General features: G+C 56.9%; 22 protein-coding genes and 1 riboswitch. Of the genes, 10 read left to right on the forward strand and 12 right to left on the reverse strand.

What is annotated here, in order from left to right; translation table 11 throughout:
* Positions 1–36: 36 nt before the first annotated feature.
* Entirely contained in the window at positions 37–3423 is a 3387-nt protein-coding gene (locus ORG26_RS20195; RefSeq protein WP_266365025.1) for a ThuA domain-containing protein, read from the reverse strand.
* 259 nt (positions 3424–3682) lie between these two features.
* Here ORG26_RS20195 and ORG26_RS20200 point away from each other — a divergent pair, with 259 nt between their 5' ends.
* From ORG26_RS20200 to ORG26_RS20215, 4 genes are all read left to right on the forward strand, one after another.
* Positions 3683–4075, forward strand: a complete 393-nt coding sequence (locus ORG26_RS20200) for a hypothetical protein (RefSeq protein ID WP_266365027.1) — start codon at positions 3683–3685, stop codon at positions 4073–4075.
* A gap of 202 nt (positions 4076–4277) precedes the next feature.
* On the forward strand, positions 4278–5999 hold the full coding sequence (locus ORG26_RS20205) for a peptidase domain-containing ABC transporter (RefSeq protein WP_266365029.1): 1722 nt from the start codon (positions 4278–4280) through the stop codon (positions 5997–5999).
* Positions 5992–7350: an HlyD family secretion protein gene (locus ORG26_RS20210; RefSeq protein ID WP_266365031.1), complete on the forward strand. Its 1359-nt coding sequence runs from the start codon at positions 5992–5994 to the stop codon at positions 7348–7350. Before ORG26_RS20205 ends, ORG26_RS20210 begins: the two co-directional genes overlap by 8 nt.
* Before the next feature lie 17 nt (positions 7351–7367).
* Positions 7368–8816: a TolC family protein gene (locus ORG26_RS20215; RefSeq protein ID WP_266365033.1), complete on the forward strand. Its 1449-nt coding sequence runs from the start codon at positions 7368–7370 to the stop codon at positions 8814–8816.
* 136 nt (positions 8817–8952) lie between these two features.
* On the opposite strand, the gene ORG26_RS20220 is transcribed toward ORG26_RS20215, so the two are convergent.
* From ORG26_RS20220 to ORG26_RS20235, 4 genes are all read right to left on the reverse strand, one after another.
* Positions 8953–10263 carry a sensor histidine kinase gene (locus tag ORG26_RS20220; RefSeq protein WP_266365035.1) on the reverse strand — a complete coding sequence of 437 codons (1311 nt, stop codon included), beginning with the start codon at positions 10261–10263 and terminating at the stop codon, positions 8953–8955.
* 455 nt (positions 10264–10718) lie between these two features.
* On the reverse strand, positions 10719–11081 hold the full coding sequence (locus ORG26_RS20225) for a cupin domain-containing protein (protein ID WP_266365037.1): 363 nt from the start codon (positions 11079–11081) through the stop codon (positions 10719–10721).
* Entirely contained in the window at positions 11081–11542 is a 462-nt protein-coding gene (locus ORG26_RS20230) for a hypothetical protein (protein WP_266365039.1), read from the reverse strand. Before ORG26_RS20230 ends, ORG26_RS20225 begins: the two co-directional genes overlap by 1 nt.
* Positions 11543–11596: 54 nt before the next feature.
* The gene (locus ORG26_RS20235) at positions 11597–12148 is read right to left on the reverse strand and encodes an RNA methyltransferase (RefSeq protein ID WP_266365041.1); all 552 of its coding nucleotides are present in this window, start codon (positions 12146–12148) and stop codon (positions 11597–11599) included.
* A gap of 56 nt (positions 12149–12204) precedes the next feature.
* Between ORG26_RS20235 and mutS the strand changes: the two genes are divergently transcribed.
* Positions 12205–14853 (forward strand): DNA mismatch repair protein MutS, encoded by a 2649-nt coding sequence (gene mutS, locus ORG26_RS20240; RefSeq protein ID WP_266365043.1) that lies wholly within the window; start codon positions 12205–12207, stop codon positions 14851–14853.
* Positions 14854–15004: 151 nt separating this feature from the next.
* On the opposite strand, the gene ORG26_RS20245 is transcribed toward mutS, so the two are convergent.
* Positions 15005–15727 (reverse strand): DUF4292 domain-containing protein, encoded by a 723-nt coding sequence (locus ORG26_RS20245; protein ID WP_266365045.1) that lies wholly within the window; start codon positions 15725–15727, stop codon positions 15005–15007.
* 183 nt (positions 15728–15910) lie between these two features.
* On the opposite strand from ORG26_RS20245, the gene ORG26_RS20250 reads away from it, so the two are divergent.
* The 5 genes from ORG26_RS20250 (at position 15911) to ORG26_RS20270 (ending at position 20034) form a co-directional block, all read left to right on the forward strand.
* Positions 15911–17110, forward strand: coding sequence for an MFS transporter (locus ORG26_RS20250; RefSeq protein WP_266365047.1), 1200 nt, complete (start codon positions 15911–15913; stop codon positions 17108–17110).
* 229 nt (positions 17111–17339) lie between these two features.
* The gene (locus ORG26_RS20255; protein WP_266365049.1) at positions 17340–18128 is read left to right on the forward strand and encodes an exodeoxyribonuclease III; all 789 of its coding nucleotides are present in this window, start codon (positions 17340–17342) and stop codon (positions 18126–18128) included.
* Between the two features lie 63 nt (positions 18129–18191).
* Positions 18192–18776, forward strand: coding sequence for a pseudouridine synthase (locus ORG26_RS20260; protein WP_266365051.1), 585 nt, complete (start codon positions 18192–18194; stop codon positions 18774–18776).
* Between the two features lie 77 nt (positions 18777–18853).
* Positions 18854–19522 carry a nicotinamide riboside transporter PnuC gene (gene pnuC, locus ORG26_RS20265; RefSeq protein ID WP_266365053.1) on the forward strand — a complete coding sequence of 223 codons (669 nt, stop codon included), beginning with the start codon at positions 18854–18856 and terminating at the stop codon, positions 19520–19522.
* Entirely contained in the window at positions 19519–20034 is a 516-nt protein-coding gene (locus ORG26_RS20270; protein ID WP_266365055.1) for an ATP-binding protein, read from the forward strand. Before pnuC ends, ORG26_RS20270 begins: the two co-directional genes overlap by 4 nt.
* Positions 20035–20128: 94 nt before the next feature.
* Here ORG26_RS20270 and ORG26_RS20275 read toward each other — a convergent pair whose 3' ends face one another.
* The 6 genes from ORG26_RS20275 to rpiB all read right to left on the reverse strand — a co-directional run bounded on the left by ORG26_RS20275 (position 20129) and on the right by rpiB (position 24761).
* Entirely contained in the window at positions 20129–20743 is a 615-nt protein-coding gene (locus ORG26_RS20275; protein WP_266365057.1) for a 3'-5' exonuclease, read from the reverse strand.
* Between the two features lie 455 nt (positions 20744–21198).
* Positions 21199–21852 carry a thiaminase II gene (gene tenA, locus ORG26_RS20280; RefSeq protein WP_266365059.1) on the reverse strand — a complete coding sequence of 218 codons (654 nt, stop codon included), beginning with the start codon at positions 21850–21852 and terminating at the stop codon, positions 21199–21201.
* A 10-nt stretch (positions 21853–21862) separates the two neighbouring features.
* Entirely contained in the window at positions 21863–22669 is an 807-nt protein-coding gene (gene thiD / locus ORG26_RS20285; protein WP_266365061.1) for a bifunctional hydroxymethylpyrimidine kinase/phosphomethylpyrimidine kinase, read from the reverse strand.
* Positions 22666–23313, reverse strand: coding sequence for a thiamine phosphate synthase (gene thiE, locus ORG26_RS20290; RefSeq protein ID WP_266365063.1), 648 nt, complete (start codon positions 23311–23313; stop codon positions 22666–22668). The genes thiD and thiE overlap by 4 nt, the downstream gene beginning before the upstream one ends.
* Entirely contained in the window at positions 23310–24116 is an 807-nt protein-coding gene (gene thiM / locus ORG26_RS20295) for a hydroxyethylthiazole kinase (protein WP_266365065.1), read from the reverse strand. The genes thiE and thiM overlap by 4 nt, the downstream gene beginning before the upstream one ends.
* A gap of 60 nt (positions 24117–24176) precedes the next feature.
* Positions 24177–24277: riboswitch (TPP riboswitch) on the reverse strand.
* Positions 24278–24329: 52 nt separating this feature from the next.
* Positions 24330–24761 carry a ribose 5-phosphate isomerase B gene (rpiB, locus tag ORG26_RS20300; RefSeq protein ID WP_266365066.1) on the reverse strand — a complete coding sequence of 144 codons (432 nt, stop codon included), beginning with the start codon at positions 24759–24761 and terminating at the stop codon, positions 24330–24332.
* Positions 24762–24765 lie beyond the last annotated feature (4 nt).

Genomic DNA, 24765 nt, shown 5'->3' on the forward strand with positions numbered 1-24765 from the left:
CTCGCGGCCCGGCTTTTCCTTATCAAAATGCTCCGATTACAAATTCAAGGCATTGAACTGCACCGACTCCATTGCAAACAGCGGCTTGTTGCCCGCGTTCGGATTGGCAAAGACCAGGTACAGTTTCCGCGGCGTTGAACTTGCGTTGCGCAATTCGATCGAAACCGGCGTGGTCTGACCGGCTTTAACTTCGGCTTCGCCCAGCAGCGGGCCGGTCGGGGAGTCCAGTCGGGCTTCGAGTTTGCCGCCCGTATGCTGGGCCGTCGAGAAGACGCTGACCTCCAGGCTGCGGATGCCCGTCAGGTCGATGTCGTTGAACGCTACGTAGCTGTTATGCTGCGTTCCGACTACCAATTCGCTGCCGTTCGGCCGCTTGAACTTCACCGTGGCTTTGCTGTCGTCGTACGCCGCCGCTTTTACTTTCGGGCTGCGGAGGACCAGCGTCGAGGTGCCCGTCTGCGGACCAATGACGCTGCTGCCCTGGTCGGTGTAGCTGGCCATAATGACGTACGAGCCTTCTTTCTCTTTCGCTTTGGTCACGTACGAGCCTTTCAGCGGCTGCTTCTCTACTTTCTTCTTGTCGCCCAGCGACAGAATGTAGCTCACCATTTCCTTGGCTTCGTCTTCTTTCAGCTGCGGGTGGGCACTCATGGCCTGTTCGCCCCAGACGCCCGAGCCGCCCGTAATTACTTTCTTGGCGAGTTGGTTCACAACCGCGGCGCGGCGTTCTTTCGCGTACTTGTCGGCCACGGCGAGGTAAGCCGGTCCGATGGATTTCTGGTCGATGCTGTGACAGGCTTTGCAGTCCGACAATTCAATCAGGCGGCGACCCGTCGCGAAGCCGGTGTTTACCTGGTGGCCCTGCGCGAGGGCGGCTTTGTCGAAGCCTTCCATGTAGTTGATGGTCACCGTTACGTCTTCGGGCTTGATTTTGCCCGCTGCCAGTGTGCCGTCTTCCTTATCGGCCACTTTGACTTCGTAATCCACCGGCTTTTCGCCGAAGTAGAACGTCCGGTTGCCTTTTACGGCCACTTCTACCTTCGGCACTTCGTTCCCAACCTTGATTTCGATGGTGCGGGTAGCCACGCTGCCTTTGGCGTCGGTTACTTTCAGCATCGCCTGGTAAACGCCGGGTTTGGTGAACGTAAAGCTGGGGCTCGGCTGGGTGCTTTTCGGTAAGCCTTTGCCAAAGGTCCACTCGTACTTCAGGGCGTCGTTGTCGTAGTCAACGGTTCCTTTGCTGTCGAATTTCACGGCCAGCGGGGCGGCGCCAACGGCTTTGCTGGCGTTGATGAAGGCCACCGGCGGGCGGTTTCCGGCATTGTAGGTGATGTGCACCAGCCGGGCGTCATCGTTCTGGGCGAACCAGTTGCTGCCGTATTCGAGCATGTACAGCGAGCCGTCCTTGGCAAACTGCATGTCCATCGGGTGGTTGAACGAGGTGTTGCCCATGAAGCGCTCCATGCTCACAAAATTACCCTCCTTGTCCATCGTGACCGGGTTGATCCAGCCGCGCATCCATTCGTAGGCGAACAGTTTGCCGTCGTAGTATTTCGGGAACTTCACCGGGCTGTCGGCGTAATCGTCGTAGTAGTAAACCTGACCCGCCATCGCGTTCCGGCCGCCTTTGCCGACAATATCACCGAACTCGGGCGACTCGGCGTACGGGTAGTAGATGAACGCTTTCTGCGCGGGCGGCAGCTCCTTCAGACCCTTGATCTGGGTCGAGTAGTTGATCGGCTTCATCGGGTCGTTGAAGGCCCCCGACGTGCTGTCGGCAAAGTTGTACTGCCGGTACGGCTTGTTGTCGGCGACGAACAGCGGCCAGCCGAAGTAGCCGGCTTTGCGGGCCTGGTTGATTTCGTCGTGACCGCGAGGACCCCGTTTATCGTTGTTTTCCCCCGCATCCGGACCAACTTCGCCCCAGTAGAGGAAGCCCGTGTGCTGGTCCACCGAAATCCGGTAGGGGTTACGGTTGCCCATCACGTAAATCTCCGGACGCGCGTTCGGCGTGCCTTTCGGGAAGAGATTGCCTTCCGGAATGTCGTAGCCGCCTTCCGCGCGGGGCTTGATGCGCAGAATTTTGCCGCGCAGGTCGGCCGTGTTGCTGGACGAAACCAGGGCGTTGTACTTCCGGCGGTTCGGACGGTCGTCGCTCGGGGAGAAGCCGTTGGAGAAGAACGGGTTGGTGTTGTCGCCGGTCGACAGGTACAGGTTGCCCTGACGGTCCCAGGCAATGGAGCCGCCCGTATGGCAGCAGTCGTCCTTGTCGTAGGTCCGGTGTTCGGCCACGGTCAGAATGAGCTGCTCGGTATTCAGCAGCAGTTCGTCTTTGGCGTCATCCCATTTCACCCGCACCAGGCGGTTGTTGGAATCCGGCTTCACGGCCGAGTAGTACAGGTACACCCACTTGTTCTCGTTGAATTTGGGGTCGATGTTGATGCCCATCAGGCCGTATTCCCGATCAAAGTGGACGGGCACGTTGGCGACCACCTTGCTGGTTTTCTTCTTCGTATCGTACATCTTGACCGCCCCTTTCCGCTCCGTGAAGATGATTTTGCCGTTATCCAGCACCACCATTTCGGTCGGTTCGTCGAGCTTTTCCATCAGGACGTTCTTGGTAAACCGGTTTTCTTCCGGCGGCAGCATCGAGTGGGCTTTTCCATAGTCGAGGCGCTCGGCCATGACGTATTTAATGCCGCCCAGGACGTGCTGGAGGAACAGCGGCTCGTCAAAGGACTCGTCGGTATGGCCGCCACCTGTGTAGAACGATTTTCCGCCGTCGAACTCGCGGTACCAGGCAATCGGGTGGTTATCCCCGTTTTTGCCGCCCTCATAGGTTTTTTCGTCCAGTTTGGCCAGCACTTTCAGGCCCGGCACAATGCTTTTGTAGTTGTACCATTCGTCGAACCGTTTCCAGCGGTCGGGCAGCATTTTGGTCGAGATGTGGGTTTTGTCCACCACCTCGATTTCGGCATTCTGCTGTTTGGGGTGACTCAGGAAGTAGGCACCGGCCAACTGGTTGTACCAGGGCCAGTTGTATTCGGTATCCGCCGCGGCATGGATGCCCACATAACCGCCGCCCGCCTGAATGTACCGTTCGAAGGCTGCCTGCTGCTCCGGATTCAGGACATCGCCCGTCGTGCTCAGGAAAATAACGGCATGGTAACGCTTGAGGCTCGCCTCCGTAAAACGGGAAGCATCTTCGGTCGTGTCGACGGCGAAACCGTTTTCCTGGCCCAGCTTCAGGAGAGCCAGTCTACCCTTCGGAATCGAAGCGTGGCGGAAGCCCTTGGTCTTCGAAAAGACCAGGACACGCTTTTGCGGAGTTTGTGCCACCGTCCAGCCGACACTCAGGGCCAGAAAACCGGCCACCAGCAAGAGGCGCAGGCAGGAGGCAGGCGAAAATCTTTTTGATAACATAAGGCAGAAGAATACTACAGGGTTGGTAATGAAAGCCGTTGCATCATTTGGCTAAATAATGTTCTCCGGCTAAGATTCAAAAGTACGAAAAAGCTGTATTCTACCGGCTTAGAGAGCTTACTTATTTTCCCGAAAGCCTAATAAGGCCGCCTGGCCGAGCGGCGCCGTTCTGCGTATCTTTGAGTAGTTTTCACGGTTAAATTTATGTTTACCCTCGTATGAACGGAACGTATTTTGCTAGTTTTGCCTTACAAAGGTCATGAAGCCCAAGACGCTCCACATATTCTTTCGGCGGTTGCTCTGCTGGTTGTTGGCGATTCACGTCCTCAACTTTAGCGTCAATGCGCCCGACTACCCGCAGGCAGGCGCCCCGGCCAGCCAATGGGAGAATGTGGCGGTGAACGAGATGGAAAACGTCTTTGAGATTATTCTCGAAAAGTGGCTGCAGTGCGATAATGCCGTTCCCGAACAGGATGAACCCGACGCCGACGACGAGTCGCAACCCTTTGAGAAAGAATACTATCCACCGACGACGTACGCTTCGGGTCCTTCGCTCCTGACCGGCCTGCCGCAGCAGACGTTTCTGCGCGAAACCGCCTCGCTGGTGCTTCTGCATCATCCGGAAATAACCCCACCCCCTCCGCAGGCCTGAAACCGGCTCTTTCTGGCGGCATATCTTCCTCGCTGGCTTACATTTCTGTGTCTGGAGAATGAACGACACAGAGGTGTTGGAGAAAATCAAAAATAAAAGTTTTACTTTTACTGGTGAAAGTCTTAAATTTATGCCAGTTAATCTTGTTTGGAAGAAGCTTGTAAAAGCTTGATGTCTTATGAGTAAACAGATCACTTCTGCTTTGGATCAACCCCCACTCACGCCGTTTCAGCGCCTAATGGGTCTGCTGAGCAACGAGAAACGGGACATCTACTATATCTATCTGTACGCCATTGTTGTCGGTCTGATTAGTCTGTCGCTGCCGCTGGGCATTCAGGCGATCATCAACCTGATTTCGGGCGGCATGGTTTTCAGTTCGGTTTACCTGCTGATTGGTCTGGTGATCGCCGGGGTGCTGGTGAGCGGTATTCTGCAAATCATCCAGATTACGCTGGTGGAAGTGCTGCAGCGGCGGGTTTTCGCCAAAGCGGCCTTTGAATTCACGTACCGCATTCCCCACATCCGGACGGAAGCGCTGGCCGAGTATTATCCGCCGGAACTGATGAACCGGTTTTTTGACATTCTGTCCGTCCAGAAAGCCCTGCCCAAACTGCTGATCGACATCACGGCGGCGGTGCTCCAGATCATTTTCGGCCTGATTCTGCTCTCGTTTTACCATCCGTTCTTCATCGTCTTCGGGCTGATCGTGGTTCTCCTTATTATAGGAATGATTTATCTGATCGGCCCTAAAGGTTTGGAAACCAGCCTGAAAGAGTCGAAGTATAAGTATAAGGTCGCCCAGTGGCTGGAGGACATTGCCCGCACGCTGCGTACCTTCAAACATGCCGGGGATTCGCCTCTGCCGGTGCAGAAGATGGACGGGCTGGTGCAGAATTACCTGGCTTACCGGAAAAAACACTTCAGCGTCCTGGTTGGTTTTTTCGGCAATGCGGTGGCGTTCAAAACGCTCGTGACGGCCGGTCTGCTTATTCTCGGCACCCTGCTGGTGGTGGACCGCCAGATCACGCTCGGCCAGTTTGTGGCCTCGGAACTGATTATCGTTCTCGTCGTAGGGTCCGTGGAAAAGCTGATTCAGAACGTGGATGTGGTGTTTGACCTGCTGACGGCCGTCGAAAAGCTGGGTACGGTGACGGACCTTCCCCTTGAGAAAGAGCAGGGATTCGTGCTGGTGACCGACGAAAGCAAGACCGCCGGGCAGCACGCCAATTCGCTGCTGGTCCGGGACGCGCTGACGCTGAAAGTAACGGACCTCAACTACAGCTACGAATCCGGCGGGGCGCCGGTGCTGAAAAACATTAATTTTGAGTTGCAGCCCCACGAACGGATTTGTCTGACCGGTTCCGGCGATTCCGGCAAGCACACCTTAACCTCGCTGCTGGCGGCGGAACGCAACGGGTACGAAGGCAGTATTACCTTCAACGGCTTTTCGCTGCGCGACCTGCAGGCGGGCAGCCTGCGGCAGCTGATCGGCCGGAATTCGCTGCACGACGCCCTGTTCGACGGGACCATTCTCGAAAATATTACCCTGGATCGCCCGGGAATCAACCCCGCCGATGTGCAGTGGGCGCTGAATGCGCTGGGACTGACAGAGGCGGTCAATCATTTGCCGGACGGCCTTCAGACCATGATGCTGTCGGGCAATCACCAGATTTCGGAGAGCCTGTCGATCCGGATTGTGCTGGCCCGCTGCGTAGTGCACCGGCCGCGCATCCTGATGCTGACGGATACGCTTTCCGTGCTGGATAAATCGGAACGGCTGCAGGTACTTTCCTTTCTGACCGACAAGGCAAATCCGTGGTCCCTGCTGATTGTTTCCAATGACCCCATCGTGATGGCCGCCTGCGACCGGGTATTGATGCTTGACAAAGGCCAGATAATCGAAACAAGAACCAACCATGCTTAATATTTCAAGACAACGCGTCGAAGACGTCCTTGAAGAAAAATATCCGCTGGAAGCCCTGGAAACGCTCCAGACTCCCCGGACGGGCCGTATTTTCGCCCGGTGGCTTACGGGCATTCTGCTGATTATGCTGGTGGCGCTGTTTCTGCCCTGGCAGCAGAACATCAACGGGGAAGGCTTCGTGTCGGCCCTGCGGCCGCAGGACCGCCCGCAGACCATCCAGAACGCCATTGCCGGCCAGATCAGCAAGTGGTTTGTGCAGGAAGGCCAGCTGGTGCGCAAAGGAGACACGCTGGCGGTTATTTCCGAAATCAAGGACGAATATTTTGACCCGAATCTGCCGCAGCGCCTGCGTGAACAGCTGGTGGCCAAGCAAAACAGCATCGTCGCCACGCAGGCCAAGATCGAAGCGCTCAACAGCCAGATCGCGGCCCTGAAAGACGGTCTTACCTTCAAACTGCAATCGGCCCGCAACAAGGTGCGGCAGGGGCAGTTCAAAGTGACCAGCGACAGCACGGATGTGGTGGCCGTCCGTAGCTTCTACGTCATCGCCAAAACCCGGCAGGAACGTTTTGAGAATGGCTACAAAAACGGGCTTTTTTCGCTGACCGACGTAGAAACCCGGCGGCTGAAGCTCCAGGAAGATTATGCCAAGGTGATTTCGCAGGAAAACAAGCTGTCTATCTCGCGCAACGAACTGATCAACGCCCGCATCGAACTGAGTTCGGTACAGGCCGATTACCAGGACAAGATTTCCAAAGCCCAGTCGGACCTCGGTTCCGCCATTTCGTATCTGGCCGATGCCCGCTCCGAGCTGGCCAAACTACAAAACAAGATCAGCAGCGTGGACGTACGGCGCGGCCTGTACGTCATCCGGGCACCGCAGGACGGGTACATTGTCAAAGCGGCCAAAGCCGGTATCGGTGAGACCATCAAGGAGGGCGAGTCCATCGCGACGCTTCAGCCCGCCGAGCCGCAGGTGGCCGTAGAACTGTTTGTCAACGCGAACGATGTGCCGCTGATCGAGCGGGGCCGCACCGTCCGGCTGGAGTTCGACGGCTGGCCGGCTCTCCAGTTTTCGGGCTGGCCTTCGGTGGCGGTGGGAACCTTCGGCGGAAAAGTGTCGGTCATCGATGCTGTCAACAGTCCGAACGGGAAATACCGGCTGCTGATTACTCCCGCCGACAATGACCAGTCCTGGCCGAAGCAGCTGCGGCTTGGCTCAGGCGTTTACGGCTGGGTGATGCTCAACGATGTACCCGTCTGGTATGAAATCTGGCGGCAGCTGAACGGCTTCCCGCCGAGCCTCAACCAGGAGCCAAAGATCGAGGAAGGAGGAAAGGTCAAAAAATGAAAAATGAAAAATTAACAATGAAAAATGAGCGACGGAAGCCGGGCCGCTGGATGGCTGTAGCCCTGTTCATTATTCATTATTCATTGTTCATTCCTTCTTCGGCTTCCGGGCAGACAGCGGATTCGGCGCGGGTTTTCTCCTTCAACGATTTTGCGGAACTGATCCTGAAGAATCACCCCATTGTCCGGCAGGCGGCGCTGCTTCCCGAAGAAGCGCGTCAGGAAGTGATGCAGGCACGCGGCGCCTTCGATCCCAAAGTGGCGTCGGGCTTCGACCGCAAGGAATTCGGCGGGCTTGATTATTACAACAACTGGGCGAATGAGCTGAAAGTGCCGGTCTGGTCGGGCGGCGCGGACCTGAAAGTGACCTACGACCGGTTTGTCGGCCCCTACACGCCGCGCATGCAGCAGACCACCAACGTGGGACTGGCCGGCATCAACCTGAGCGTACCGCTAGGGCAGGGCATGCTCATCGACGCCCGTCGGTCGACGCTCCGGCAGGCGCAGTTTATGGTCAATATCGCCGAAGCCGACCGGATCAAACAGATCAACAAGGTCTGGTTCGATGCCGCCAAGGACTATTGGGAATGGTATCTGGCCAGCCAGCAGGTCCGGCTGCTCCAGGAAGGTTTTGACCTGGCGGATACGCGCTTCCAGGCCGTCCGGCAGCGGACGTTGATCGGCGACGCGGCGACGATTGATTCCGTGGAGGCTAAAATCACGGTTCAGGACCGGCAGGTTCAGCTCGAACAGGCGCTGGTGCAGTTGCAGAACACCCGGCTGATTTTGTCAACCTACCTGTGGAGTCCGGAAGGCCAGCCGCTGGAACTCCCGGAGCGGGCGGCTCCGCAGGCGGCCTATCTGGCGCCCATCGGGCTGGATGTGGTCGAGCGGCTGCAACGGCGGGCCGGCGAATTTCATCCCGAACTGCTGAAGCTGGACGGTAAACTTCGCCAGCTGACCGTCGAGGAACGCTTTCGCCGCGAACTGCTGAAACCCCAGATCAACCTGTCGGCGGGGCTGCTGAGCCGTCCGCCCGTCTTCAGCACCGAAAGCCCGACGAAGTATGGTTTCGCCTGGGACAACCACAAAATCGGGGTGGATTTTGTCTTCCCGCTTTTCCTCCGGAAAGAACGCGGCAAACTGCGGCAGGTGCAGATCAAAGCGCAGCAGACGACGCTAGAGCGGCAGCAGACCAACCGGGATGTGCTCAACGGCGTGGCGGGCGCTTACAATGAACTCAAGGCGCTGGAGCGGCAGATCACCGTGCAGGAGACCGCCGTTCAGAACCAGCGCACGCTGCTTCGCGCCGAGCAGCAGAAGTTTGACCTGGGCGAAAGCACCCTGTTTCTGGTCAACAGCCGCGAAACCAAGCTCATCGACATGCAGGTAAAACTCGAAGAACTAAAGTCAAAATACCAGAAAGCCGTCGCCGGCCTCTACTACGCCTCCGGCAGTACCAGTTAAAGAGTTAAGAGTTAAGAGTTAAGAGTTAAAAGTTAAAAGTAAGGCTCCGCTGAAACAGAAACCTGAATCAGCGGAGCCTTACTTTTAACTTTTAACTTTTAACTTTTAACTCTTAACTCTTAACTCTTAATTCTTTTCAGGCGGGGACTTGTACGGTTTTCCAGACCCGGCGGAGGACTTTGTGGGGTTCGGGCTGGCGGGCGGTTTGCGGAACGCGGATGATGAAGGTGGAGCCTTTTCCGACGGTGCTGTCCAGGTCGAGTTTCCAGCGGTGTGCCTTCACGATTTTCTGCACGTAGCTAAGACCGAGTCCGAAGCCTTTTACGCAGTGCTGACTGCCTTCCGGAACCCGGTAGAAGGCGTTGAAGATTTTCTCCTGATGTTCCGGGGCGATGCCAATCCCGTTGTCTTCAATCATGATGACCAGCTGGTCGCCGATGGTCCGGGTCAGGAAGCGGATATGGGGGTCAATCGGGGAATATTTGAGGGCGTTGTCGAGGAGGTTGCAGAGCACGTTGGTCAGGTGCAGGCGATCGGCTTTCAGAACGGAGGCCTGGGCCTGGAGGTCCAGCGTCAGATACCCTTCGTGCCGGTCGGCGATGGAGCGCAGCAGGTCGTGAACATCGATTGGCTCGGTCTTGAGCGTAAACGTTTTTTTCTCCGTGCGGGCCAGGGTCAGCACCGTTTCCACCTGTTGTTGCAGGCGCTGGTTCTCTTCCTGCACCATTTTGACGTATTTCAGAATGCGCTCGGGCTGTTCGTAGGTACGGGGCGAGGCCAGAATGTCGGTGGCGAGTTTAATCGCCGAAATGGGCGTCTGAAACTCGTGGGTCATGTTGTTGATGAAATCCCGCTGCATTTCCGAGACCTGTTTCTGCTGCAGCATGCGGTACAGCACATACCCGAAAAAGCCGATGATGATCGCGACAATGGCGGAAAGCAGGGCCCAGCCGTCGAGCTGCCGCGTCAGGTAACGCCGCTGGTTGGGGAAGCGGACGACGAAATAATTGGAGTAGAGCGAATTGGCCGACAGCAGCGCCAGATCGCCCGAAGGCAGCGGGGCCGGATCGTTGGTCATGCTGCCGTACACGACCCGTCCGTTCATCCGGTCGAAATACCCGTACTCAAATTCGGTGATGACGTGGTGAAGGTGAAACTGCGTCCGGAGCGCGTACTCCAGCTGGTTCGTGTCGAGCGGAACGTTCAGATTAACGAGGTAGTACGCCGACGAAAGTGGTACGATTTGTGCTTCCAGCTTGGTACAGCTGTCCGGACGGGAAGCCGAAATATCCCGGGCGGTAGCCTCCAGCGACTCCGTGACGGTTTGTTCAAACTGACGCTCGCGAAGATCGTAAGCCTTCCGGATCCAGAACACCTGCGTACTGAGGATTCCGATAACCGCCAGGGCTGACAGCACAACCAGTGCGCTAATCGTTTTCTTGGACATAACGTTGTGAGTTAGGTGGGTTGAGCGGTCCGTTAGTCAGACACCGGCTTGCTGAAGACTCCATGCTCCGGGGCAAACCTTCTTTTCAAATCCAGTCAGTCAGACAAAAAAACAGCGATACGTAAGAGAGGACTGCGGTTTCTGTCTGCTTTGCCGGGATTCTGAGGCGTTTTTCTAAAGAACTTCATGCCTTAGTGCCTGATTTAACGGACATTCTAAGTACAAGTTTCCTTCTGCAAATAACAGAAATAGCTAATTAATAGACAAATAAAAGGCCGGATTTGGGCTGGTAATTTTTTGAATTCTATCGTTTTAATGGAATATTAATCCGCGAAACAGAATTAAATAGAGGTGATGTGCAGGCAAGAAACCGCATTTATCAGACATATGGGCGGTCGGAGGCGGCAAAAGAAGAAAAAAGCACCGGAGAGAGGCCGGTGCTTTTTTTGAAAAATTTAATCTTCGCGGTGAACGGTCGTCGGCGAAAAGGCCGGGACGCACACCGACCAGTACTCGGCGGGTTCATCGAACGGGTTGCTGTAGCGGACCCGTGTACCCCGCTGGATCAGGATCGTTTCGCCCGGTTGGAGGACAAGACGTTCCCCGTTCACTTCGATTTGTTTTTGTCCGGAAAGGAGAATGGTCACTTCGTCGAACTCGGGCGTCTGGAACGGCTCCGACCACTGCGGCGGGGCCACCATGTGGGCGATGCTAAATCCTTCCCCGTGGGTCGAAGCCCGTCCGAAGTGCTCTTCAATGAGTTTGCCGTCCGTGGTAGGGACGACAAAAGGCTGCTTCTGTAAAACGTATCCGGGCATCAGACGGGATCGGATGAATCAACAGAGGCGGGTACCTGGTTATTGGCCGACGAAGCGGCTTTGCCTGTCCGGCTGCGGGGGGCGGTCCGGCTCGCGGTGGTCTGCGGCGTGCTGATTTCGTCGCCTTCAGGGGTCACTAGCGCCGGGGTTTCAACGGGCGCGTTGACGGCTAACGGCTGAACTGTCTGTTTGTCCTGCTTTTTCGAGGAATCTTTGCCTTTCTTTTTGGCTTTGACCTCGTCTTTCTTCAGCTTGGCGGCCTCTTTCTTTTTCGCCTTTTCGGATTTCTCCTTCGCTTTGGCTTCTTCTTTTTTCTTCAGCTTGGTGAGCTTGTCGGCCAGATCTTCGGCCGCTTTGGTAATGGCTTTCAAAACTTTCTTGGAAGGCTCGCCGGCTTCGCTTAGTTTCGCAGTCAGAACGCCGCCAAGGTTAGTGGCCAGCGCTTTTTTCTCCTTTTTCATAGTGGAATTGGATTTGAAAAAAATCTACAAACAAATACACAAAAACCGGCAAAATCAAAAGCCAAATGTTAAGTTTTTGTTAAGCTTTGTCAGGTAATCCCAGCAGATAATCCCCGCGCTGACCGCAATGTTGAGCGAGTGTTTGGTGCCAAACTGCGGAATTTCCAGCACCACATCGGCCAGCTCCACCACCTCATTCCGCACGCCGGTCACTTCGTTACCAAGCACAAACGCGGTCTTTTTGTTTGGCTCAGGACTAAAATTCTGTAATAAAGTACTTCCTTCGGCCTGCTCGACGGCGACGATCTGCCAGCCTTCCGCTTTTAACCGGTGGCAAAGCGCCACCACATCCCGTTCGTGACTCCACGCCACGGACTCGGTGGCGCCCAGGGCCGTTTTGGTAATGTCGCGGTGGGGCGGCGTGCCCGTGATGCCGCAGAGGTACAGGTGCTCGGCGCGAAAGGCGTCCGCCGTCCGGAACACGGACCCGACGTTGTTGAGGCTGCGGATATCATCCAGGAGGAGGCAGTACGGGAATTTCGGGGCGGCCTGGAATTCTTCGACGGAGAGTCGGGCCAGCTCGTCGAGGCTTATTTTTCTGGGCATTTTTCGGTAAATTTGGCTTTAATTTCCGCGCAAAGCTGCGGAAAAACATCGAAAGAATGGCACGTTCCGCTTCCACCACGACAGCACCCCGAGTTGTAAAAGAGACGCCCCTCAACCGGCAATATAACCAGATAAAAGCCAAGTACCCCGGCGCGCTGCTCCTGTTTCGCGTGGGGGATTTTTACGAAACGTTCGGCGAGGACGCCATTCGGGCCAGCAAAATTCTGGGTATCACGCTCACCCGGCGCAACAACGGCGGGTCGCAGGAAGAACTGGCCGGGTTTCCGCATCACTCGCTCGATACGCACCTGCCCAAACTCGTCCGGGCGGGCGAACGCGTGGCCATCTGCGACCAGCTCGAAGACCCCGCCGTGGCCAAGGGCATCGTCCGGCGCGGTGTGACGGAACTCGTGACCCCGGGCGTGTCCTTCAACGACAACGTGCTCGACGTGCGCCGCAACAACTACCTCGCGGCGGTGCATTTCGGCGGGCCGGACCGCTTTGGTATTTCCTTCCTCGATATTTCGACCGGCGAATTTCTCGTGGCGCAGGGCAACGGAGCGTACGTCGATAAGCTCCTGCAGAGCTTCAATCCCGCCGAGGTGCTGTACTGCAAGCGGAACCGCAAGGAATTTACTGAACTGTTTGGCGATAAGTTTCACACCTACACGCTCGAAGACTGGGCGTTCCAGTACGACTTTTCGTACCCGCTGCTGACCCAGCACTTCCGGGTCAATTCGCTCAAAGGCTTCGGCGTGGAGGCACTGACGGACGGCATCGTTCCGGCGGGCGTCATTCTGCATTACCTGCACGAAACGGAGCATAAGGACGTGGCCCACATCGTCCGGCTGACGCGGCTGGAGGAGGACAAATACGTCTGGCTCGACCGCTTTACCATCCGCAACCTCGAACTGGTGCAGGCGCAGCAGGAGGGAGGCGTGCCCCTGATTCAGGTGCTGGACCAGACTGTGACGCCGATGGGCGCGCGCCTGCTGCGGAAATGGCTCAGCCTGCCGCTGAAAGACCGGGCGCTGATCGAAGAACGCCTCAACATGGTCGAAATGCTGAAAGACGACGCCGACCTGCTCGACGCCCTGATTCAGCACCTGAAGCAGATCGGCGACCTCGAACGGCTGATTTCCAAAGTGGCCGTGCGCCGGGCCAGTCCGCGCGAGATGGTGCAGCTCAAGCGCTCGCTCCAGCACATTCTGCCGATGAAGGAACACCTGATTACGGCCCTCAGCGAACATCCCGACCACGCGTCCCTGAAAAAATACGCCGACCAGCTCAACCCCGTCACCTTCCTGCTCGACCGCATCGACGCCGAACTGCGCGACGATCCCCCGACGGTCAGCAACCAGGGCGGCATGATCAAATCCGGCGTCAATGCCGAGCTGGACGAACTCCATGCGCTGGCTTATTCGGGGAAGGATTACCTCGTGCAGTTGCAGAACCGCGAGGTCCAGCGGACGGGCATCAACTCGCTCAAAATCGCGTACAACAAGGTTTTTGGCTATTATCTGGAAGTCACCAACGCGCACAAGGACCGCGTGCCCGACGACTGGATTCGCAAGCAGACGCTGGTGAACGCCGAGCGGTACATCACGCCCGAACTGAAGGAATACGAAGACAAAATCCTGAACGCCGAAGACCAGATTTTCGCCATCGAGCAGCGGATGTTCAACGAACTGGTGCTGGCAGCGGGCGAATACACGCTGGCCGTGCAGCAGAACGCCCGCGTGGTGTCGGTGCTCGATGTGCTTTCGTCCTTCGCCCGGGTAGCCCAGCGCAACCGCTACGTGAAGCCGCAACTGACGGACTCCAACGTGTTGAATATCCAGGACGGGCGGCATCCGGTCATCGAGCAGCAACTGCCGCCCGGCGAACCGTACGTTCCGAATAACATTTACCTGGACGACGAAACCCAGCAGATCATCATCATCACCGGCCCCAACATGGCGGGCAAATCGGCGCTGCTGCGGCAGACGGCCCTGATTGTGCTCATGGCGCAGACGGGTTCGTTCGTTCCGGCCTCGTCGGCCGAGATTGGTCTGGTAGACAAGATTTTCACGCGGGTGGGCGCTTCCGACAACCTTTCCCGCGGCGAGTCGACGTTCATGGTGGAGATGACCGAAACGGCCTCCATCCTCAACAACCTGAGCAACCGCAGTCTGCTGCTGATGGACGAAATCGGGCGGGGAACGAGCACCTACGACGGCGTTTCGATTGCCTGGTCAATTGCCGAATACCTGCACAACCACCCGCAGTTCCGGCCCAAAACGCTGTTTGCCACCCATTACCACGAACTGAACGAACTGGCAAACGATTTTCCGCGCATCAAAAACTTCAACGTGGCAGTGAAGGAGGTGGGCAACAAGGTGATTTTCCTGCGAAAACTAAAAGAAGGCGGCTCGGAACATAGTTTCGGAATCCACGTGGCGCAGATGGCTGGAATGCCCGGCGAAATCGTCAAACGGGCCAACGAGGTGCTGGAGCAACTGGAAAAGGACTCCATCCGGGACGTGAACCGGGAGAAGCTCCGAGAAGCGCCCAAGCCGCAGCCCGAACTGGCGCTCAAAATCTTCGAAGCCGGCGACCCGAAGGCCGAACTGATCCGGGAGAAACTCCGCAACATCGACGTCAACCGCCTGACCCCCATCGAGGCCCTGCTGAAGCTGAACGAACTACTGAAACTTGCCGAATAATAATGAAGAATTAAAAATTAAGAGTTAAAAGTTAAAAGCGGTCCGCCGCCGCGGTAAGGCTCCGCTGAAACAGAAACCTGAATCAGCGGAGCCTTACCGCGGCGGCGGACCGCTTTTAACTTTTAACTCTTAATTTTTAATTCTTCATTCCCTATTTAGCAGGCATTTTGAAGATGGCCGGGTCTACCGTAGGGTTCAGCGTGAGTTTGGTCACCTGCATGTTGATGGGAGCGGGGGCGCCGGGGGCTTCCATCGTGATGCTGAAGGGCAGCGTAACGCCTTCTACAGCTTTGAAATTCGAGAAATTGGCCTTCACCTCGGCGGTCTGGCCCTGGACCGGCACCACGGCTTTGGTGCCCGCGAGCTGGTAATCACCCGCGTTGATGTAAAAGTTGACGGTCGCTTCGGGCCGAGTCACCTTGATGTTGAACACGTCCTTGCCGTTCAGCTGCTCCTTGCCGACCAGTTCCATCGGATACTTGTTGATTTTGGCGTAGGCCAGCTGCAGGCCCGTGACCTCCGTATTGCTCTTCTGGAACTTCGCCTGCTCCGCCGGAATGGGCTGCGGGTCGCTGCTGCCGGCCATGGGGTTAATCATCCAGCCGCTTTCGCCGTCGATAACGGTAACCATGTTCTGGCCCATGACCGTGATGTCGCTCCGGGACGATTTGCCCACGACGGCCGTGGTCTTGCCGGTCATTTCCATGCCCATGACCGACATGGTCTGTTCGTACTGGACCGACTTGATGCCCGATATTTTATCCATTCCGCCGACGGCGACAATGTGCTTGTTGACCACCTCGTCAACCGTCTGGGCAAACGCTCCTGCCGAAAGTAAAACGGCCGAAAGAGCGAATAAAATGCGTTTTTTCATTTGAATAGGAATGTTAAAGAAGGGAAGTTAACCCTTTTTTTTCAGAATCAGTACGTTGCAGGTCAAACCGGGTTCGGGCAGGCGGCGGGGAGTGAACGGCGGGCGTTTCTTTTCCTTTCATATTCACCGAAAAACGCTAATTTCGGCTTTAGTATTATTTTTTCTTAACCAGTCTTAACTCGTATGAGCCTTTCGACCCGCGTTCGGTTATCGGCGCTGATGTTTCTGGAATTTCTCGTTTGGGGTTCGTGGTATGTGCCGATGGGGACCTACGTCGCCAAGGGACTTAATGCACCCGACCAGATCGGGACGGCCTATTCCACCAACGCCATTGCGGCCATCGTTTCCCCGTTTTTTGTGGGCATGTTTGCCGATAAATTCTTCCCGGCGCAGCGCGTACTGGGCGTTTTGCACCTGCTCGGAGCCGCCGTCTTTTTCTGGCTGACGACCGTGCACGATTTCGACACCTTCTACTGGGTCATCCTGCTTTACAACATGCTGTACATGCCGACGATGGCCCTCGCCAACTCGGTCGCTTTCCGCCAGCTCGGAAACCCGGAAAAGGACTTCGGCTCCATCCGTGTTCTGGGCACCATCGGCTGGATCGTGTCGGGCTACCTGCTCGATCTGTTCGGCGTCGCCGGGACGGCCAATCTGTTCTGGATCGGCGTTGTGGGTTCGGTGGCGCTGGGTCTGTATTCCTTCACGCTGCCCAATACGCCGCCCAGCGGTAAAGGCCAGGGTACTTCGTTTGCGCAGGTTGTCGGGCTGGATGCGTTCTCGATGTTCCGCGACCGGTCCTTCGCCATTTTCTTCCTCGCTTCGCTGCTGATCTGCATTCCGCTGTCGTTTTATTACAACCTGACCAATCTGTTCCTGACCGATTCGGGCGTCAGCAATCCCAGTTCGCTGCAAACCTGGGGGCAGGTTTCCGAGATTCTGTTCATGCTGCTGCTGCCGGTGTTTCTGCTGCGGCTGGGCGTCAAAAACATCCTCATCATCGCCATTCTGGCCTGGACGAGCCGCTACCTGCTGTTTGCCTACGGCAGCCAGTCGCTGGTGATGCTGCTGCTCGGTATTCTGCTGCACGGAATCTGCTACGACTTCTTCTTCGTGACCGGCCAGATTTACACCGACCAGAAAGCGGGCGAACGCTACAAATCGTCGGCCCAGGGCATGATTACGCTGGCGACCTACGGCGTGGGTATGTTCATCGGTTCGATGGTGCAGAACTACGTCTACAAAACCTACCCGAACGACTGGAAAACGGTATGGCTCATTCCCGCGGGCATTGCCCTGGTGGTACTGGTGATTTTTGTCCTGCTGTTCCGCGACAAAAAGCCCGTTCCGGTAAAGGACGAACTGGTGACCGGCCCGCTATAAGTACCCCCGGAAGCCATTCCGGTAAAAGGTCGGAATTTGTGCTATAAAAACCCGGAATAACTTCCGGGGATACAAAGACGCCGCTTGGAGCGGCGTCTTTTTTGTTTTAAGGGAAAATCCTAGCGATTTGAACGGATCAATGTTATCAGGAATACAGGGAACTTCGCAAATTGCACTTCCAAATCGATAAACTGCCCGAGGCAGCAATAAAAACTGAATGACTCAACCAGTGACCAGTAATTCACTCCGCCTCCTGACCTACAACCTCAACGGCATCCGTTCGGCCCTCAGCAAAGGCCTTACCGATTACCTCCGCGCGCAGAACTACGACATTCTCTGTTTTCAGGAAGTGAAAGCTACCCACGACGTCGTAGACCTCAAGCCGCTGGAAGATCTCGGCTACTGCTACCACTGGCACTCGGCCGAAAAGAAAGGCTACAGCGGCGTCGCCACGTTTTCCAAAGAAAAACCCGACCGGGTGGTGCAGGGCTGTGGCATTTCGGCCTACGACTGCGAAGGCCGCATTCTGCGCACCGATTTCGGCAACCTGACGCTGCTCAACTGCTACTTTCCCTCCGGCACAACGGGCGAGGCGCGGCAGTCGGTCAAGATGCAGTTTCTGGATGATTTCTTCGAATACGTGCAGGCGTTACGCCGGGAGCGCCCGAACCTGATTGTGGTGGGGGATTACAACATTGCCCATACCGAAAAGGACATTCACGACCCGGTGCGCAACAGGCATACGACCGGCTTTCTGCCCGAAGAACGCGCCTGGATGACCAAATGGTTTGAAGCGGGCTTTGTCGATACCTTTCGCCACCAGAATCCGGACGCCGTGGAATACAGCTGGTGGAGTTACCGCGCCGGTGCCCGGACCAACAACAAAGGCTGGCGTATCGATTACATTTCCGTGACCGATACGCTGAAAGACCGCATCCGGGCCGCCGGTCACCACCGGGAAGCCGTCCATTCGGACCACGGGCCGGTCTGGGCCGAGATTGATGGGTCGATAGGGTGATGGACTGATGGGGCAGAACCCACTCAACCCATAATCATCTATCATTCAACCAATCAATAAACGATGTATTACCTCATTTATAAGCCTTACCTGATGCTTTCCCAGTTTTCACGGGAAGGGGACAAGCCGACGCTGGCGGATTTGTCTTTCCCGTTTGCCAAAGACGTGTATCCCGTCGGACGGCTGGATGCGGATAGTGAAGGATTGCTTTTTTTGACCAGTGATAAGGCACTGAACCATAGGTTGTTGAACCCGAAGTTCCGGCACATGCGGACGTACTACGTGCAGGTGGAAGGCGACCTTACGGCCGAAGCCTGTCGCCAGTTGTCGGAAGGCGTGACAATCTCCGTTGACGGAAAACCGTACGACACGCTACCGGCCCGGGCGGTGCGGATCGAGGAGCCGCCGCTGCCGCCGCGCAACCCGCCCATCCGCTACCGGGCGGCCATTCCCACCTCCTGGCTGTCGATTACGCTGCACGAAGGAAAGAACCGGCAGGTGCGCAAAATGACCGCCGCTGTCGGCTTCCCGACCCTCCGGCTGGTGCGCTGGTCAATTGAATCGCTGACGGCCGAAGGCATGCAGCCAGGCGATGTGCGGGAACTGACGCTGGGCGCCGTAAACCAGGGCTTGAAACTACACCGCTAGCTGTACTGGCACGACCGTCGGGCGGCCCGTTGCCGCCGTGCCACCGCCGATGAACCACCCAAACGGGATTCCTGAACATGAGCCATTTTTTCAATATAGACACTATTTTCTTCACCGTTCTGGGGTATCCGATGAGCTACCTCGAATTCTTCGGGACCGTTTTTGGGGCGCTGGCCGTCTGGCTTTCCGTGCGCGCTAATGTCTGGAGCTGGCCCGCCGGGGTGGTGAGCGTCTCGCTTTTCTTTTTCATCTTTTACCAGATTCAGCTGTATCCGGATATGTTTCTGCAAATCTTCTTTCTCATCACCAACCTGATCGGCTGGTGGCGCTGGAAAAATCCGGCCCGGGGAGAGGAAGACCGGCACAACGAACTCCGCGTGACCCGGCTTTCGACGCAGCATTTTATGCTGACGGTGCTGGGCAGTCTGGTCGCGACGGTCGTGTTCGGGGCAATTGCCGGACGGTTGCACGAGTGGTTTCCGGTGCTGTTCAATAAGCCCAGTGCCTTTCCGTATCTGGATTCGTTCACGTCGGTTCTGAGCATTGTCGCCACCTATCTTCTGATTCAGAAAAAGGTCGAAACCTGGTACGTCTGGCTGGTGGTGGACGCGATCAGTGCCTACATGTATTTTGTCAAAGGCGTGAAACTGATCGGGATTGAATACGCCGTTTACTGCCTGGTGGCGCTGGTCGGCGTTTATCATTTCACGCAGGAATACCGCCGGTACTCCGGCGTTGCCGCATGACGACACCCTTGAAACGCATCTGCCTGTACGGCCCGGAAAGTGTCGGAAAAACAACGCTGGCGCGCCAGCTGGCCGCTCATTACCAGACCGTGTTTGTGCCGGAAGTCGCCCGCGACCTGATTACGTCGAACGAACTGAGTCCGGCCGACTACGAACGGATTGGCTACGCGCAGAACGCCGCCATTCGGGCGGCAGAATCAGCGGCCAGTCGCGTGCTGATCTGTGATACGGATGTGATAACCACCATTCTGTACGCCGAAATCTACCTCGGGGAGGCACCGGCTGTACTGTTTGAACTAGAAAAAGAAGTCCTTTTCGACCGGTATTTCCTGCTCGACATTGATGTGCCCTGGGTGGCCGACGGCCTGCGCGATCTGGGTCACCGGCGGCAGGAAATCTATGACCGGTTCCGGCAGGCGCTGGATACGCGGGGAATCGACTGGGTGCCCGTGCGCGGCGACTGGGCCGAGCGCTTCCAAATCGTAACGGCGGCGATTGATGAACTTTTGTGAAAGGGTTTCGCGCAGATGCACGCTGATTGTCACCGCAGATAGTCGCAGAACGAATCTGCGCTAAAAATCAGCGTGCATCTGCGCGAAACCCTTTTCAGACCAGTTGAAACCCGTCGCCCAGCCGGAACACTTCCTTCAGGCATTTGGCCGTCAGAATCGCATCCTCCAGCGCATTGTGGAACTCGTCTTCGCGCTCCAGGCCGAAATAGGCCGATATAGCTTTCAGACTCAGTCCTTTCGGCGTGTTTTTGCCGTTCTTCCGCAGCACCCGGAAAACAAAATAGGCCAGCGTGTGCAGGTCCACGAGCGTGCGGGAGTACGGCCACTTCATTTTTTCCAGGCGGTAAGCTTCTTTCAGGAAGTTGATGTCGTTCATCACACTCTGGCCGCAGATGATGACGTCGCGGAGGTACGGAGTTTTGTCCAGTTGCCCGGCGGGCACCCGGATGTTGAGCTTTTCCAGAATCCAGTTTTCCAGTTCCGGCAACACGTCGTAGATCATGGGCGCGTCTTCCAGATCGGCGAGCGACAGGTTGTGAATCTTTTCGGAATGGCTGGAAAAGGCGTCTTCATTCTCGGGATACACATTCGTCAGGTATTGACCCAACTCTTTCCAGCGGTCATCAAATAGAACGGCCCCGATTTGGATAATTTCGTTATAGTCCGGCTCCGGACCGGTCATTTCGAGATCAAGTACTAAAAAAGGCATTTAGCTGGTCGTGTTTGATTTTTTTAATCGAATACTGTATGCTTTTGAAAGTCAATATGTTAAGAGTAGTCGTTGCGTGACGAAACCCAACCGTAATCCCTTTCCCTTTCGAAAAGGCAAAGCTACAGATTAAACGAGCTTCGCTACCAGCGTTGAAAGAGGATAATTTTTATGAAAAATAATGCATTAATTTTTCAAGGCCCGAACAAATCAACCGCTTGCCGGGTTTTATAGGTGTTCATTTACTTCAAGGCCCCGGCAATACGTCCGGGGCTTTTGTGTTTGGAGAGAAAAAAGAAAAGAGAGAAAAGAAAAAGGACAAGAGACACAAGACAAGAGACAAAGGACTCGGGGCGGTCGTTACTTCTCGGTCTACACCTCCTTTCGTCCTGTTCTGTGTCTATTGTCTCTTGTCTATCCTCTCTTGTCTTCTCTCTAACTTCTTTTATCTCTCCTCAAATCCCCCACCCCCTAAGCTCATACGCATCGTTCCAGAACAGCCATTCCAGTTGGGATGATTTGACGAAGGCGTCTGTCATAAGCTGGCGCGTGGCGGGGCCGCTTTCGACCGCCAGCCGTTCCGTGATGGCCAGCATCTGCTGCACGGCGAGGTCGAATTCGGTGCCCGCATAGGTGTCGATCCAGCTCCGGTAGGGATGATTCGCCAAATCCGCTTTTCCGTAAATGTGCTTGCCCACTTCCCGGTAAATCCAGAAACAGGGCAGAACCGCCGCCGCGCCGACAGCCAGCGCTTGGATGGCCGTGGTAGCCAGCAGAAAGTTGGTATACGCAAAGCAGGCGGGCATTTTACGGCTTTCCGGCGGGATGGCAAACTGCGTAAAATAGTGCGCGTGCAGCGCCCGCTCGACCCGAATGGCGTTTTCGGCAAAGACCTGAAACTGCAAGACATCGTCCGCCGATTCCGCCTTGACCGACAATTGCGCCAGTGCCCGGCTGAAGTCGAGGAGATAAAGAGCGTCCTGCCCGATGTAATACTGAAAATTAGCCAGCGGCAGGGTGCCGGTCGTCAGCTCCCGGACGAATCCGTGTTCCAGAATGGCGTCGTAAATGGGCGAAATCTGCCGCCAGAACTGCGTGGTGTACTGCATACGTTCAGGGTTATTTCCAGAATTCATAAAAATGGTGAACGGGCCCGTGTCCGTTGCCGAGCCGGTAGTCGGCTCCCGCCTGCAGGGCTCCGGTCAGGTAGTCCTTGGCGGCGCTGACCGCTTCGGCAACGGCCAGCCCTTTGGCCAGTCCGGCGGCAATGGCCGAGGAAAGCGTACAGCCCGTTCCGTGGGAGTTGGCCGTCTGGATGCGGGTCGTTTCGAAAACCCGCTGCTCGCCCGAAGGCAGCCGGAGCAGATCGGGGCTTTGGGCGGCGTCCAGGTGTCCGCCTTTGATCAGCACCGCGCCGGGGCAGTACTGCGCCAGTTCCTCCGAGGCCTGTTCCATCGCGAGCCAGGTTTCGACCGGGTGGCCGAGCAGCACTTCCGTCTCCGGCAGATTGGGCGTGATGACCGTCGCCAGCGGCAGCAGCGTGGATTTCAGGGCCGCTACGGCTTCGTCCTGCAAAAGCTTATCGCCGCTTTTGGCAACCATCACCGGGTCCAGCACGATGTTGGTCGCGTCGAACTCCTGAAGCACGGACGCGACCGTAACGATCACATCCGGCGAGTGCAGCATCCCGATTTTGATGGCATCTGCCCCGATATCGCTCAGCACCGCCCGCATCTGTTCGGCAATGAAAGCCGGCGGCACGGACTGGATGGCCGTTACCGCCCGCGTGTTCTGGGCCGTCAGGGCCGTGATGACCGACATGCCGAAGCAGCCGAGGGCCGAGAAGGTTTTCAGATCGGCCTGAATACCAGCCCCGCCGCCGCTGTCGGACCCGGCAATGGTTAAGGTTCGTGCGTACGTTTTCATAAACCTGCTTCGAGTTTTTGAATGAGTTCCCGGGTCGCTTCGTAGGGCGAAACCTGTCCGCAAATGGCCGATACCACCGCCGCACCGCTGACGCCCGTCTGCATGACCTCCCGGATATTACCCGCGCCGATGCCGCCAATGGCAAACGTAGCCAGGTTGGTCCGGCCGCAGATGGTTTGCAGGCCCGCCGGTCCCAGCAGACTCGACGTATCGGTTTTGGTGCCGGTCGGGTAGATGGTGGCAATGCCGAGGTAATCCACGTCCAGATGGCAGGCCGCTTCGGCTTCGCTCAGGTTGTTGACCGAGAGGCCGATGATTTTGTCCGGTCCCAGCAGCTTTCGGGCGAGTGCATACGGCATGTCGTCCTGCCCGATGTGTACACCGTCGGCCCCGATCGCCAGCGCCACGTCGATCCGGTCGTTGATGAGAAGCCGCGCGCCGTAGGGCCGCGTAATGGCCTGAATGGCCAGTCCCAGTTCGACAAAGGCTTGGGTCGAAAGGGCCTTTTCCCGTAACTGAACCCAGCGAACTCCGGCGCGGCAGGCTTCTTCGACTACGAAGGCCAGCGAGTGCCCGGCCTGTCGGCTGATGTGGCTGTCGGTGACGAGGTAAAGCCGGTCGCCGGGCGTTGAAAAATGGATCATAACCGCCGGGTGTCGAGGTTGTCATCTACCGCCGTGGGCGTCAGTTCGTACAGGGCATTCAGGAAATTGACCTGAAGGCTGCCCGGGGCGGCGTGAACGCGGGCGGCCAGTTCGCCGCAGATGCCCATCACGGCCATGGCGTGCCAGGCGGCCCGGAACTGATCGGCGTTGATGGCGGCGAAGGCCCCGATGAGGGCGGTGGCGGTGCAGCCCATGCCCGTCACTTTGGTCATGAGCGGGTGGCCGTTGGACACGACCGCCGTTTCGTCGCCCCGGATGATGTAGTCGTCGGCCCCGCTGATGACCACCACGCAGCCCAGTTCGCGGCTGAGGCGGCGTCCGCTGTCAACGGCCGAATCGGAGCCCTGCGTGCTGTCGACGCCTTTTGTCTGGGCATCCAGTCCGGCGAGCGCCATGATTTCGGAGGCGTTGCCGCGGATGATGTCCGGCGCGGCCAGGGCGAGCAGTTCGCGGCTGGTTTCGTTGCGGAAGGGCGTAGCACCCACGCCTACGGGGTCGAACACAATGGGTTTGCCGAGGTCTTTGGCCCGCCGCATGGCCCGGCGCATCCCGGCCACAAAATTGGCGTCGAGCGTGCCGATGTTAACTACCAGGGCGCTGGCGAGGCTGACAAAATCTTCGACTTCTTCGGCCGCATGCACCATCGCGGGAGAGGCCCCCAGCGCCAGCAGCGCATTGGCCGTGTTGTTCATCACGACGAAATTGGTAATGTTCTGAACCAGCGGAGCCTGCGCCCGAATCTGTTCGACATCATTCCAGAGAGCTTGGGAAACAGAAGACATGTTGCTGTGAAACTAAAGGTACAGCAACTTCAGGGGGAGAGAACGCGGCGCAACAGCGCATGAAAAGCCTTCACTTTTCCCTACGGCAGTACAAACTGCATCAGGTTCTGAGGGTATGATCTCAGTCAGACCAACTGGTGCTGACACCCCTAAAGTTGTGCGGCAAAGGTAGCGCGCCCGGACGTAGGAAGAAAGCGCCGGGCGCGGGAAATCTTAGTCTTCGTCCAGCATGGCAATCCGGGCCGTGTGCCGACCGCCTTCAAACGGCGTGTTCAGCCAAAGCTTTACCATTTCGAGGGACATGTTGTAGGACACCATCCGCTGCCCGATGGAAATCATGTTGGCGTCGTTGTGCTGGCGGGCGAGTTTGGCCGTTTCCTTATTCCAGACCACCGCGCAGCGGATTCCCTTGAACCGGTTGGCCATCATCGCCTCGCCGTTGCCCGAGCCGCCCAGAACGATGCCGCGCTCGGCTTCGCCCCTGAGTACGGCCTCGGCCACGGGGCGGATAAAGCGGGGGTAATCCACGGGAGTTTCGGAGTCTGTGCCGTAATCAAGGATTTCGTGGCCCAGTTCTTCGAGCATGGTTTTGATGGTTTCTTTATGCCGAAAGCCGGCGTGGTCGGAGCCAATGGCTATTTTCATGCGG

The organism is Tellurirhabdus rosea (assembly GCF_026278345.1).
Taxonomy (GTDB): Bacteria; Bacteroidota; Bacteroidia; order Cytophagales; family Spirosomataceae; genus Tellurirhabdus; species Tellurirhabdus rosea.